13 protein-coding genes are annotated in these 12,816 nt (G+C 73.4%); 6 read left to right on the top strand and 7 right to left on the bottom strand.

The features are described from left to right. Together OG488_RS07745 and OG488_RS07740 are read left to right on the top strand one after the other, a co-directional pair. Positions 1-1,488, top strand: coding sequence for a tripartite tricarboxylate transporter permease (locus tag OG488_RS07745; protein ID WP_329227150.1), 1,488 nt, complete (start codon positions 1-3; stop codon positions 1,486-1,488). A gap of 34 nt (positions 1,489-1,522) precedes the next feature. After that, the gene (locus tag OG488_RS07740) at positions 1,523-3,001 is read left to right on the top strand and encodes a trifunctional class I SAM-dependent methyltransferase/NUDIX hydrolase/VOC family protein (protein WP_329227148.1); all 1,479 of its coding nucleotides are present in this window, start codon (positions 1,523-1,525) and stop codon (positions 2,999-3,001) included. 110 nt (positions 3,002-3,111) lie between these two features. Here OG488_RS07740 and OG488_RS07735 read toward each other — a convergent pair whose 3' ends face one another. From OG488_RS07735 to OG488_RS07725, 3 genes are all read right to left on the bottom strand, one after another. Beyond that, the gene (locus tag OG488_RS07735) at positions 3,112-3,516 is read right to left on the bottom strand and encodes a hypothetical protein (protein WP_329227146.1); all 405 of its coding nucleotides are present in this window, start codon (positions 3,514-3,516) and stop codon (positions 3,112-3,114) included. 101 nt (positions 3,517-3,617) lie between these two features. Next, entirely contained in the window at positions 3,618-4,118 is a 501-nt protein-coding gene (locus OG488_RS07730) for a DUF402 domain-containing protein (RefSeq protein WP_329227145.1), read from the bottom strand. Continuing rightward, positions 4,099-5,019 (bottom strand): GNAT family N-acetyltransferase, encoded by a 921-nt coding sequence (locus OG488_RS07725; protein WP_329227143.1) that lies wholly within the window; start codon positions 5,017-5,019, stop codon positions 4,099-4,101. Before OG488_RS07725 ends, OG488_RS07730 begins: the two co-directional genes overlap by 20 nt. Before the next feature lie 92 nt (positions 5,020-5,111). On the opposite strand from OG488_RS07725, the gene OG488_RS07720 reads away from it, so the two are divergent. After that, a complete protein-coding gene (locus tag OG488_RS07720) occupies positions 5,112-5,486 on the top strand; it encodes a GntR family transcriptional regulator (RefSeq protein WP_329227141.1) in 375 nt (124 codons plus the stop codon). Positions 5,487-5,601: 115 nt separating this feature from the next. After that, positions 5,602-6,381 carry a hypothetical protein gene (locus OG488_RS07715; protein ID WP_329227139.1) on the top strand — a complete coding sequence of 260 codons (780 nt, stop codon included), beginning with the start codon at positions 5,602-5,604 and terminating at the stop codon, positions 6,379-6,381. 164 nt (positions 6,382-6,545) lie between these two features. Here the strand turns inward: OG488_RS07715 and OG488_RS07710 are convergent, their stop codons facing one another. Continuing rightward, positions 6,546-7,640 carry a DUF5925 domain-containing protein gene (locus tag OG488_RS07710; protein ID WP_329227137.1) on the bottom strand — a complete coding sequence of 365 codons (1,095 nt, stop codon included), beginning with the start codon at positions 7,638-7,640 and terminating at the stop codon, positions 6,546-6,548. Positions 7,641-7,932: 292 nt separating this feature from the next. Between OG488_RS07710 and OG488_RS07705 the strand changes: the two genes are divergently transcribed. Next, positions 7,933-8,742 (top strand): SGNH/GDSL hydrolase family protein, encoded by an 810-nt coding sequence (locus OG488_RS07705; protein ID WP_329227135.1) that lies wholly within the window; start codon positions 7,933-7,935, stop codon positions 8,740-8,742. A gap of 81 nt (positions 8,743-8,823) precedes the next feature. Here OG488_RS07705 and OG488_RS07700 read toward each other — a convergent pair whose 3' ends face one another. Continuing rightward, on the bottom strand, positions 8,824-9,933 hold the full coding sequence (locus OG488_RS07700; RefSeq protein WP_329227134.1) for a serine/threonine-protein kinase: 1,110 nt from the start codon (positions 9,931-9,933) through the stop codon (positions 8,824-8,826). Positions 9,934-10,141: 208 nt separating this feature from the next. Between OG488_RS07700 and OG488_RS07695 the strand changes: the two genes are divergently transcribed. Then, positions 10,142-10,405: a hypothetical protein gene (locus OG488_RS07695; protein WP_104790182.1), complete on the top strand. Its 264-nt coding sequence runs from the start codon at positions 10,142-10,144 to the stop codon at positions 10,403-10,405. Positions 10,406-10,673: 268 nt separating this feature from the next. Here OG488_RS07695 and OG488_RS07690 read toward each other — a convergent pair whose 3' ends face one another. Then, positions 10,674-11,897, bottom strand: coding sequence for a type ISP restriction/modification enzyme (locus OG488_RS07690; RefSeq protein ID WP_329227132.1), 1,224 nt, complete (start codon positions 11,895-11,897; stop codon positions 10,674-10,676). 108 nt (positions 11,898-12,005) lie between these two features. After that, positions 12,006-12,779, bottom strand: coding sequence for a GntR family transcriptional regulator (locus tag OG488_RS07685; RefSeq protein WP_329227130.1), 774 nt, complete (start codon positions 12,777-12,779; stop codon positions 12,006-12,008). Positions 12,780-12,816: the final 37 nt, after the last annotated feature.

Here is a 12,816-nt window from a genome sequence, read left to right as displayed (position 1 = left end):
ATGGACTCCCTCAACTCCCTCATCGACGGCTTCGGCACGGCGCTCACACCGGTCAACCTGCTCTGGGCCGCCCTCGGAGTCCTGCTCGGCACCGCGATCGGCGTGCTCCCCGGCATCGGCCCCGCCATGGCCGTGGCACTGCTGCTGCCGGTGACGTACGGACTCGAACCGACCGGTGCCTTCATCATGTTCGCCGGGATCTACTACGGCGCGATGTTCGGCGGCTCCACCACCTCGATCCTCCTCAACACCCCGGGGGAGAGCGCGGCCGTCGTCGCCGCGATCGAGGGCAACCCGATGGCGAAGGCCGGACGAGGTGCACAGGCGCTCGCCGCCGCCGCCATCGGCCACTTCGCCGGCGGGATGATCGGCACGCTCCTGCTGGTCGTCCTCGCCCCGACCGTCGCCTCGCTCGCCGTCGACATCGGCGCACCCGACTACTTCGCCGTCATGGTGCTGGCCTTCATCGCCGTCACCTCCGTCCTCGGCTCCTCCCGGATCCGCGGCCTCGCCTCGCTCCTCATCGGCCTCACCATCGGCCTCGTCGGCCTCGACCAGATGACGGGCCAGCAGCGGCTCACCTTCGGCTCGCTCCAACTGGCCGACGGCATCGACGTGGTGATCGTGGCGGTCGGGCTCTTCGCCATCGGGGAGGCCCTCTGGGTCGCCGCACACCTGCGCCGCACCTCCGGGAAGCCGATCCCCGTCGGCCGCCCCTGGCTGGGCGGGGACGACGTCCGGCGCACCTGGAAGCCCTGGCTGCGCGGGCCCCTCATCGGCTTCCCGTTCGGCGCGATCCCGGCGGGCGGCGCGGAGATCCCCACCTTCCTCTCGTACGTGACCGAGAAGCGGCTCTCCAGGCACCGGGACGAGTTCGGCAAGGGCGCCATCGAGGGCGTCGCCGGACCGGAGGCCGCGGCCTCCGCCTCCGCCGCCGGAACCCTGGTCTCCATGCTCACGCTCGGACTGCCCACCACGGCCGTCGCCGCCGTCATGCTGGCCGCCTTCCAGCAGTACGGGATCCAGCCCGGCCCGCTCCTGTTCGCGCGTGAACCCGAGCTGGTCTGGGGCCTGATCGCCTCGCTCTTCGTCGGCATGGTGCTGCTCCTCGCACTGAACTTGCCGCTCGCACCCCTGTGGGCGAAGCTCCTGCGGATCCCGCGCCCCTACCTCTACGCCGGCATCCTGTTCTTCGCCGCGGTCGGTGCGTACGCCGTCGGCGGGGAAACCGCCGACCTGGTGATCCTGCTGGTGATCGGGCTGATCGGCTTCGGAATGCGGCGCTACGGGCTGCCGGTGCTGCCCGCGATCATCGCCGTCATCCTCGGCCCGTCCGCCGAACAGCAGTTGCGGCGCGCCCTGCAGATCAGCGACGGCAGTGCGACGGGACTGGTGAACACCCCGTTCTCCGTGACCGTGTACGTCGTCGTCGCGCTGATCCTCGCGTGGCCCCTGGTGCGGAAGGTGCTGGGGCGCAATCGGGCATGAGGGACTGTCGGCGGCTGCTGAGAGGATGGCGGGTATGACCACGATCGACTGGGACGCCGCCGCCGACTCCTTCGACGAGGAGCCCGACCACGGGCTCCTCGATCCGGTCGTCCGCAGCGCCTGGGCGCGGAGGATGGAGGCCTGGCTGCCCGCCGCCCGCTCCGCGGTCCTCGACCTGGGATGCGGTACGGGCAGCCTCTCCCTGCTCGTCGCCGGACAGGGGCACCGGGTCACCGCCGTCGACCGGTCCCCGCGCATGGTGGAGCAGGCGCGGGCCAAGCTGGCGGGGACCGGCACCGAGGTGCTCGTCGGTGACGCGGGGCACCCTCCCGTCGGCAGGCAGCGGTTCGACGTCATCCTCGCGCGGCACATGGTGTGGCTGCTGCCCGACCCGGAGGCCGCCCTCCGGCACTGGTTCTCGCTGCTGCGGCCGGGCGGACGGCTGATCCTGATCGAAGGCGTGTGGAACGGCACCGGACTCTCCGCCGCCCGCCTCACCGCACTCCTCGCCGAGCACACGGAGCGCGTCCACCACGAGCCGCTCTCCGGCGACCCGCTGCTCTGGGGCAAGGAGGTCGACGACGAGAGGTACGCCCTGGTGGCCCGCGCCGAGCCGCCCCTGCGGCACCGCGAGGTCGTCGACGTCCACCTGATCCTGCGCAGGGGCCCCGACGTGCTGCTCGCCCGGCGGTCCGGCACGGGGTACGCGGACGGGCTGCTCCACGCCCCCTCCGGTCACACGGAGGACGGCGAGGACGTCCGGGCGGCGATGATCCGGGAGGCCGCCGAGGAGATCGGCGTCGAGCTGGATCCGGACGAGCTCCGGGTGGCGCTGGTCATGCAGCACCGGGGGCCGGGCGGCAACCCCCGGATCGGCTGGTTCTTCGAGGCGTCCTACGACCCCGCCCGGCCGCCCCGCAACGCGGAGCCGGACAAGTGCTCCGAGCTGGACTGGTTCCCCCTGGACGCGCTGCCCGACGACATGGTCGCCTACTGCCGCGCGGGCCTCGACGGATACCGCGCCGAGCAGCGCTTCCTGATCCACTGGCACGAGGACGCCGACTCCGTCGCCTACGCACCGCGGGAGGTGCGGCGCGCCGTTCCGCTGCCGGTGGCGGCGGCCCCCACGGGCCGGCTGCACCACGTCGAGCTGAGGGTGCCCGACCTGGTGGAGGCCGAGGCGGAGTGGGGGTGGCTGCTCGGCCGGCTCGGTCATGTCCCGTACCAGCGCTGGGCGCAGGGCCGGAGCTGGCGGCGCGGCGACGGCTACGTGGTCGTCGAGGAGTCACCCGGCCCGACCACCGGCCCGCACGACGGCCCGCCCCCCGGCGCCGGCCGCCTGGCTTTCCACGTAGGGGACCGCGCCCAGCTGGACGCCCTGGTGGTCCAGGCCCCGGACCACGGCTGGCGGCTCCGGGCGCCGGACTGCCATGTGTACGCCGAGAATGCCGGGCCCCGCGTCGTACGTCTGGCGAACACGGCGGGACACGAGGTGGAGCTGGTGGCGCCGTAGGGCCTCGTCCGGATCCGTGTGCGCCGCCCGCCATCCGGGGCTCATCGGCTTGACCTCAACCGGGCCGCGGCAGGATGCCCGGAGCCCTCGGCCCCTGCGCCGCGAAGGGGTCATGCCTCGTCGCCCACGGGCACGCCGTGCTTCGCCACGAGCCACCGCCACCGGGGCTGTTCGGCGACGAGCGAGGCGGCGGCCAGCACCGTCACCGGGACCGCCGCCCACACGGGCCAGGCCGCCCAGGAGGAGGCCACGGCCGCGGTGAGCTGGAGCAGGACCAGCAGGACGGTGACCGCCCCCGGCACCGGGACGATCACCTGTGCCTTGTCCCCGGGTGTCGAGAAGACCGTGGGGAGGCCGATCAGGACGACCACGGACACGATCGCGAGCAGCCACGAGTGCGCCGACAGCGCCCACGGGGTGGCCACCCAGGCGACGAGCTCGCAGGAGAAGCGCAGGACCGACGCGACCCGGTCGTCCTGCCGTCCGGCGGTACCCGCGGTTCCGGTATTGCCCACGATTCCCCCGAGCCGGTGGAGCCTACAAGTGCCCGCCATCGTACGGTGACCGGCCGGCGGGCAGGCGTGCGTTGCGGATCGTCGGGCCGGGGCTCGGGGGGTCAGCGCAGGAGACCCGTGAGTCCCTCGGTGCGGGCGAGGTGCTCCAGATCGTCCAGGGCGCGTACGGCGGCCCGGGCGGCCAGGGGGTCACGGCCGGCGAGGCCGCTCTCCTCGAACTCGTCCTCGTCCAGGCGCAGTACGGACCGGCCGTCCGCGGACACCCACAGATCCAGGTCGAGGTCCTCCACCAGGAGCTCGGTGCCGCGCAGCACGGCGGGCCGGGTGATGTCGCAGTACCAGCCCTTGAGCTCCCCGCCGCCGGTACGGACCTCCTTCACCGCGTACCACCGGTCGCGCCAGTAGTGCTCGGTGAAGACGTCGCCCGGCTCGAAGCGCACGAAGCCGAAGTCCCGGACCCCCGGGGCCGCCCACGGGGCCCGGACCGTGATCCGGGTCCCGTCGTCGCCGACCGGCTCGGCCGGGTAGCGGATCTTGGTGCGGCCTCCCTTGACCAGGGCGACCGTCAGAGTGGAACCGGGCTCAGCCGATGGTGCGGACATGGCGTACCTCCGTGGCGCAGATCTCGTAGCCGAACCAGCGGTTGACCGCCAGCATCGGACCGTTGCCGGCGTCGTTGCCGGTGTAGGCGTCGGTGTATCCCGCGGCACGCGCCCGGTGGAGCGAGTCGTTCTTGGCGAGCTTCGCCAGCCCCCTGCCCCGGAAGGCGCGCAGGGTGCCGGTCATGGCCGTCCGGTACCGGGTCAGGCCGTCGGTCTCCGCCGCGCTGAACGCGGCGATCCGCCCGTCCACCGTCACCACCGTGGTGAGCGCGTGGTCGAAGCCGGGCCGCCGCCAGGTCGTGGCCAGCCAGTTCTCGTAGTCGGAGAACTCCACCGGGGTGTCGCTCGGCTCATCCGCGGTCGTCTCCGCGTCGGCCTCGAACAGGGGGCGGGGGTCGTCCGCGAAGTCCGCGGCGGTGAGCAGCGCGACCCCGGCGGGGAGCTCCAGGAGCGGCGGCAGCGGGCCGTTCGCCAGGTCGAGACGGAGGAAGTGCGCCGGTCTCCGCGCCGCGTAACCGCGCTTCGCCGCGAACGCGCGGTGTGCGGGTTCGTCGAGCACCCATGCGTACACGGCGGTCGCCCCGGCCCCGGCCAGGTGCTCCTCGCCGGACCGCAGCAGCAGCGACCCCGCGCCCCGGCCCCTCCGGTCCGGATGCACGTACGGATTGCAGAACCCCTGCCCCGGCTCCGGGCTCTCGTGGGAGATGCCCACCTGCGCGGTCCCGATGACCTCGCCGTCCTCCTCGGCGACCAGCAGCCGGTACCGCCGGTCGGGATGGGCGTCGGCGAGGTCGCTCAGGACCTGCTCCTGAGTCGTCACCATGTACGGAAGCGCGGCGCGCCGCACCCGTACCCAGGCCTCCGCGTCGGCAGGCAGGAAGTCACGCACGAGGACCGTCATGAGCGGACGCTAACCCCGGACCCGAACCCGCCGCCTCCGAATTTCCGGCGGTGGGCGGGGCGATGCGGAGCCCGGTGGGGGAGAATCTCCGCGTGACCCTCAAGATCGCCGTTGACCCGGACTCCGCCACCGCCCCGTACGAGCAACTGCGTGCCCAGCTGTCCGAACAGGCACGCTCCGGCGCCCTGCCGGTCGGCCACCGGCTCCCGACCGTACGCGGCCTCGCCGGGGAGCTGGGTCTCGCCGCGAACACGGTGGCCAAGGCCTACCGCGCGCTGGAGGCCGACGGCGTGATCGAGACCCGGGGACGCAACGGGACGTTCGTCGCCGCCGCGGGCGACGCCGCGGCCCGTCACGCGGCGTCGGCAGCGCAGGAGTACGCCGAGCAGGCCCGGCGCCTCGGCCTGGAGCGGGCCGACGCGCTCGCGCTGGCCGAGGACGCGGTGCGGGCGGCCTACGCGCGCTAGAAGTCCGATGAAGATCGTGGAGGGGCTGTCCGGCCAAGGACGGGCAGCCCGTCGGTGACCGGCCGGTCGCACCGGCCGGCCACCGACGCGTACCGACAGCAGGGAGCTCTTTCCGATGCCCGCATCCCCCGTACACCCCCAGCGCACCGGCGCCGCGTCCGCCGCGGGCAGGGACGTTCCCTCGTTCAAGCCCTCCCTCGTCAGAGCGGTGTTCAGGGACGTCACCCCGCTGCACGTCTCGCGGTCGGCCGCCCGGGCCGCCGCGTCGGTGACGCGGGCGGTACTGACGGACATCATCGACGGCGCGCTGCGGGCGGCGCGGGAGGAAGCCCGTAGGAAGCTGCTTCCCAAGGACCTCGTGACAGCCATCGACCGGGACGTCGAGCTGGAGGTGGGAGGCGGTTGGTACCACCACAGTCCCACGTTCAAGGGGCTGACCGGAGTCGCGTACGACGCCGAGGGCGCCGTCGTACACGCCCCCAGGCGCAGCAGGTCACGCAAGCCGAGTGCCGTGGTGGGCGCCCACAGGTTCGAGCCCGGGGTCAGGAAGCTGCTGCGCAGCCGGGGTACGGCAGCCGTCCCGGCGATGGTCCGTGATCTGGACGGGCTCGCGAGCGTGTTCCTGACGGACCTCGCCCGGGACGCTGCCATGGTCGTCAGGGAGAAGGGGATCACCCGGTTCGGCACGGTCACCCTGATGACGCCGGGCGAACCCGCCGACACGCGGCCGTCCGTGCCGGAGTCCGTCCTGGCCCTGTCCACCCGCACGGGAGATGGGCGGACGATCGGCAGGGACGACGTCCTGGCCGCCACCATGATCCAGCTGTTCGGTGAGGCCAGGCAGCGAGCCCTTGCCGCGGCCCGGGAAGCGACGGAGACCGGTTCGGACGGCTGAGCGGGGCCACGGGGATCGCGCCCGGCCCGGACGCCGGCACCGGGCGCCCCACCGAGCGGGACGCGCACCGCATGCGTCGGTGAGCCGTCGCCGGGTCCACCCGCGAGGAGGCCCGGCGACGACTCGGCGCCTCCGGCCCGGAAGTGCCTGGCACGGGCCCCGGTTCAGAGATACAGCCCCGCGTCCGCCCCCGCGTCCTGCTTCGGCACCGAGGCGGGTCCGCTGCCGCGCCGCAGGGCGTACAGCTCCGCGAGCGTCGCCCCCTCGCGGCCGAGCCCCTCCTCCGTACCCAGCCAGGACACCGACTCGGCGCGGGTCAGCGAGCCCACCTCGATACGGGCCAGGCAGCGGCCCGGCCTGACGACCGCGGGGTGCAGCCGTTCCAGGTCCTCGTTGGTCGTCACCCCCACCAGGACGTTGCGGCCCTGGCCCAGCAGCCCGTCCGTCAGATTGAGCAGCCGGGACAGCGCCTGACCCGCCGTGTGCTTGGCCTCGCCCCGGATCAGCTCGTCGCAGTCCTCCAGGAGCAGCAGCCGCCACCGTCCCTTCGCCGAACCGTCGTCCTCACCGATGGCGATGTCCATCAGGTAGCCGACGTCGTTGAAGAGCCGCTCCGGATCCAGGACGCAGTCGACCTGGCACCAGTCGCGCCAGGACCGGGCGAGGGTGCGCAGTGCGGAGGTCTTCCCGGTGCCGGGAGGGCCGTGCAGCAGGAGCAGCCGGCCGGAGATGTCGTCGGGGGTGACCTTCATCAGCCGGTCCATCGCATCGGCCACCGGGGCCGTGTAGTTGGACCGGACCTCGTCCCACGTGCCCGCGGCGATCTGCCGGGTGGTGCGGTGCGGACCCCGGCGCGGGGAGACGTACCAGAACCCCATCGGCACGTTCTCAGGCTGCGGCTCCGGCTCGTCCTGGGCTCCGTCGGTCGCCTCGGAGAGGATCTTCCGGGCCAGCTCGGGGGTGGTGGCGGTGACCGTGACATCGGCGCCCCTGTTCCACCGCGAGACCAGCACCGTCCAGCCGTCGCCCTCGGCGAGGGTGGCGCTCCGGTCGTCGTCCCGTGCGGCCCTCAGCACCTCGGCGGCCGGGGGCAGCAGGGTCGCGCCCGACTTGACCCGGTCGAGGGAGGCGCTGTGCGAATACGGCTGCTCGCCCATCGCGAAGCGGCCCAGGAACAGTGCGTCCACGACGTCGGACGGCGAATCGCTGTCGTCGACGTTGAGCCGGATCGGCAGGGCGGACTCGGGGTTGGGAGGCATGGCGCCCATGATCCGGCACGGCGGCACCCCGCGCACCCAGGTTTCAGGAGCTGCCCCCGGGTGGCGGACGGGGCGCCGTCCGGGGGATGTGAACCGAGTCTCCCGGTCTCCGGTCGGATGATCCGGATGGGAAGCTTTGCCCCTCCATGTGCCGGATGCCTGATTCTGATGTGGTGCACCGTCAGCAGGGCTCCGAGTGCGCCACGTCGAAGCAAGTTGGCATGGACACTTCCGGAATTCCGGCCGGGACTGCTACTACGGAGTAGGCAGAGATCCTGCCCAAGGAGGTTCCATGAAAATGTCCAGACTCGTGGCGTTCTCGTCCTCTCTCCTGCTCGGTACCGTTCTCGCCCTGACGGGCGTGGGCGTGGCCCAGGCCCGGACATCGGCGGCGTCGGTCGACTACGTGGCCCTGGGTGACTCGTACTCGTCAGGTGTCGGCGCCGGCAGCTACGACGGTGCGAGCGGCGACTGCAAGCGCAGCACCCGTGCGTATCCCGCCCTCTGGCAGGCGGCCAACAAGCCCGCCTCGTTCGCCTTCACCGCGTGTTCGGGGGCCAGGACCGGTGATGTGACGGCCGGCCAGCTCGGTCCTCTCAGCTCCGCCACCGATCTCGTCTCGATCTCCATCGGCGGCAACGACGCGGGCTTCGCCGATGTCATGACGACCTGTGTCCTGCAGTCCGAGGCCACCTGCCTGAGCCGGATCGCCACCGCCCGTGCCTACGTCGACTCGACCCTCCCCGGCAAACTGGACTCCGTGTACACGGCGATCAGCGCGAAAGCGCCCTCGGCCCGTGTCGTCGTCCTCGGGTACCCCCGCTTCTACAAGCTCGGCGGCGGCTGCATCGCCGGTCTGAGCGAGAAGGAACGCTCCGCCATCAACGGCGCCGCCGACTACCTCAACGCCGCCACGGCCAAGCGCGCGGCCGACCACGGCTTCACCTTCGGCGACGTCTCCTCCACCTTCACCGGGCACGAGATCTGCTCGGGCAGCGCATGGCTCCACAGCGTGAACTGGCTCAACATCGGCGAGTCCTACCACCCCACCGCCGCCGGGCAGTCGGGCGGCTATCTGCCGGTCCTCAACGCGAACGACTGACCGCACTTCCGCAGTGCGGCCGGCCGGTCCGGCCGTGCTGCGGGGAGGGGGTCCTCTCCCGTGGGGCTCCCTCCCCGCACGTCACGGCGAGGACGCCGCCGAGACGCTCGTCGGGGCCTTCCCGTCGCTCCTCCCGCCCGAGTCGTCGTCGTCCGTCAGCGCCCAGACGAGACCTCCGGCGATGAGGAGCGCGACCACCGCTGCCACCGCCACCAGGACACCGGTGCGCCGCGTACTCCCGTCGGGAGCCGCCGGGCCCGCCGGGGGACCGGGCTCCCCGGCCCTCGTGGCCGGGTCGTCCGGCGCGGCCGGATCATCCGCCGGGGGTGTGGGGCCCGCCGCCCCGGCGCCGGGCGATCCGCTCCCGCCCGCGGCCAGGATCCGCAGCCGGCGCTCGGCCTCCGGGGCGGCGAGCCGTGCGGCCGGGTCCTTGCGCAGCAACTCCTCGACGACGGGGGTGAGCGCATCCGCCCGCAGGAGCGGTGCCGGCTCCTCCTCGGTCACCGCGCGCAGGGTCTCCGGAGGGGTGTCCCGCCGGAACGGCGACCTTCCCTCGGTGGCGGCGTACAGAAGCACTCCGAGCGACCAGAGGTCGGACTCGGGCCCCGGTGTGCGCCCCAGCGCACGCTCGGGGGCGAGGTATTCCGGTGAGCCGATCGGTTCACCCGCCGAGGTGAGCGCGGACGAATCCTCGGCCGTGGTGACGCCGAAGTCCGTCAGCATCACCCGCCCGTCGTTGGCCAGCAGGACGTTGCCCGGTTTCACGTCGCGGTGCAGTACGCCGGCGCCGTGGGCGCCGCGCAGCGCCGCGAGCACCTCCGCGCCGATGCGGGCCGCCCGCCGTGGGGACAGCGGGCCGTCGGCGTCGAGCACGTCGGCCAGGGTGAGTCCGCGGACCAGCTCCATGACGATCCAGGGGCGGGCGTCCTGGGTGACCACGTCGTGGACGGCGACGACGTTGCGGTGCGAGACGCGGGCCGCGGACCGGGCCTCCCGCTCCAGGCGCGCGAACAGCCGCTCCGCCTCGGCGGCCGGCAGGCCCGCAGGGGCCCGTACCTCCTTCACGGCCACCTCGCGCCCCAGCACCTCGTCACGGGCGCGCCACACGATGCCGGCCCCGCCCTGGCCCAGGGCGTCCAGAAGGCGGTATCGATCCACGATCACATGTCCGGTTCCGGGGACCTCGCTCATCGGTGACCCTCCATCAGCAGCGTGGTGCGGTACGGACGAATCCCCTCCAAGCTAACTCAACCCGTCCCGGAACCGACAGGATGCGGTAACGGGACGTCAACACCCGTGTACGGGTGTGCAATCCTGCGGCCGGGATACACGTGTGTCGCCGCGGGACGATAGGGTTAACCTGCCCGGGCCGGGTGCCCTCGTACGGGTGGGGAGTGACATGGAACAGATAACGGTGCGCAGCAGGCCGCGTGTGCCTGCGATCACATGTGGGAGCGGTGCGACCAGTTCGCGCCTCGACCGTCATCTCGCAGTGCTGGGCGGTCCCGCCGTCCCGCAGCGCGAGTCGGCGGAAGCGACGCTGCTGATGCTCGAACTTACGTCGCGCGACGCCGCGCACACCCGCAGGAGCAGGAGCGCGCGTGTCTCGCTCTTCGCCCCGCTGCGGCGACTGCGGCGTTCGCTCTTCGGCAGCCGCCGCTGACCGACGGCTGTCAGGACCGGTCCGGCCTCCGCTCAGGGCCGTGTCCACGATCACTCCGCCCCGGCGCAGTGCTGCTGCAAGCCCGTCCGTCATCCCCAGGGCCCGCAGCGTTGCGTCGGTGTGTTCCCCAGCGCCGGTACGGCACCCATCGGCGCCGGCGTCCCGCCCCGCAGCGGATGTCACCACCCTGGCCACGGCGACGCCCGGCACGTCCCGCACCCCGCCTCCTCTGACGGCGGGGGCACCGCACGGCGACCTCACGGCGACCTCACAGCAGGGCGAACTGCCCCTCCGGCCCCTCCTCCTGATGATCCAGTACGGACGCGGGGCGACGGGCCGACGCGGCGACGGGAAGCACCCCGGCCGCGCACAACTCCTCCCGCGTCAGAGCCGGTTCCCGCGCGATCCGCTCCCGCAGCGCCTGCTGCCGGGGGTGCAGTGCGGCGAGCAGTGCCAGCACGGTGATCAGCTCCAGCAGCTCCGAGGTCCGCTCCCGCGGCCAGTCGGGCGGCCCCACCGCGGCCAGCCCCTCCGCCGTCGCCGTGCGCCGCTCGAACCAGAGCTCCAGCATCCGCACCCCGTCGACCCGGAAGTCCCAGGCCCCGGCGGGCACGGGGGAGACGCGTCCCCCGCCGAGGACGATCGCCTCCTCCTCGGCGTCGTAGCGCAGTTCGTCCGGCCGGGGCGGGATCGCGGCCCGCACGTACGGGCGCCGGCCGCCCGGCAGCCTCGGCCGCTCCCCGCCGCGCGCGCCGCGCAGATGGAGCCGCAGCAGCTCCCGGCCGAGCTCCACCCCCTCGGACCAGAGGGCTCCGTCGGCGGGCAGCGGGACGAGCGGCCCGCCGGGGGAGGGAAGGGCGGCGGCGAGGACCCAGGCCAGCACGGCCTCGGCGCCGACCGGCACCCCGTACCGGGCGGTCAGCAGAGCGGGCAGACCCGGCGGGAGATTGGGTTCCTGGCCGCCCGGCCGCCGGTAGAGCGGCCGGATCCGGCCGGGCCGACCCGCGGGGGAGTGTCCGTCGGGCAGGAGCGCGGTCGCCGACAGGACGGGCCCGCCGTCCTGGGGGACGTATCCGTGCTCGACGGCGAAGAGCTGGTGCCCGTCGGCGACCCGCCACAGCTCCGGGCGGGCCGCGTCGAGCAGCCGGTGGTCGGGAATCAGCCACTGCTCGTCGAACGGGCCGTGCAGGATCCGTACGGGTTCGGGGTACGGGCCGGGGTCACGGGCGAAGGCGCTCGTCGACGTGGACCTGCCCGGCAGTGCCGCGGCCGGGGTCATCGGCGTCCGGGAGCGGCTGGGCAGGAAGAGCCGGTCTCGCTCGGCACCCTCGGACCGTACGAGCAGGTCCCAGCGGGCGCGGAGCGAGGAGGCGTCGGGAGCCGTCACCCACGGGCGGCCCGGTCTCAGGGGCCGCACCGACCAGGGCATGAGGTCGTCCAGCAGCGGGAGCGCGTCGCCCCCGCCGGTCCCGGCCGCCACCCGTGCTGCCACCGTGTCGTCCTCCCCGTGTCGCCACGTCCTCCGCCCCAGGCATCGTAACGACCGGCCGCCACGCCCCGGCGGGTCGCTCGGTGCGAGGACCCGACGGCGGCGGCCGCCTCAGTGCGCGTCGACGGTGACGGAGAAGGAGAAGCGGTCGCCCCGGTAGCGGATGCGCGCCACGTCCACCACGGTGCCGTCGTCGTCGTACGTCACGCCGGTGTAGTGCAGGATCGGGCTGAGCAGCGGGACCTGGAGGAGCTCGGCCGTGACGGGGTCGGCGAGGCGCGCCTCGACGGTGTCGGTGATCCGGGAGATCCGTACGCCGACGGCGTCACGCAGCACCTTGGTCATCGGCCACCGCTCCAGGTCGGCCACGTCGATCCGGGCCGCGACCTCCGGACGCACGGCGTTCTCCGCCCAGTTGGTGGGCTCGCCCGACCCGTCGTCGCAGCGGAGCCGCCGGTAGCTGACCACGTCCGGGCAGTCCGGGAAGAACTCGGCGAGATCGCCCGGGACGGGCGCCCGGCCGTGGCCGAGCACCGTCGTCCGCTCACCCGACTGCTGGGCGACGATCGCGTCGATCGACCCCAGCAGCCGGACCGGTGACACCCGCCGGGCCCGCGGCTCGATGAACGTGCCGCGCCGCCGGTGCCTGCTGATCAGCCCCTCGCTCTCCAGCTCCTTGAGGGCCTGGCGCATGGTGAGGACGCTGACGCCGTAGTGCAGGGCGAGCTGCTCCTCGGTGGGCAGCCGGGTCGAGGCGTCCTGGGGGCGGCCCAGTATGGAGGCCCGCAGGGACTGCGAGACCTGGTACCAGAGGGGCAGCTTCCGGTTCAGCACCAGGGAGTCGGGGGCGAAGCCGGGCCGACCCACCTCGTTCACCTGATCCATCCGGTTCACCCGATCTCTCCGCGGTGCGGCCGGCCGG

Source organism: Streptomyces sp. NBC_01460 (assembly GCF_036227405.1).
In the GTDB taxonomy this organism is placed as follows: Bacteria; Actinomycetota; Actinomycetes; order Streptomycetales; family Streptomycetaceae; genus Streptomyces.
The sequence above is the reverse complement of the archived record's forward strand: the minus strand, read 5'-3'. Positions and strand labels throughout refer to the sequence as shown.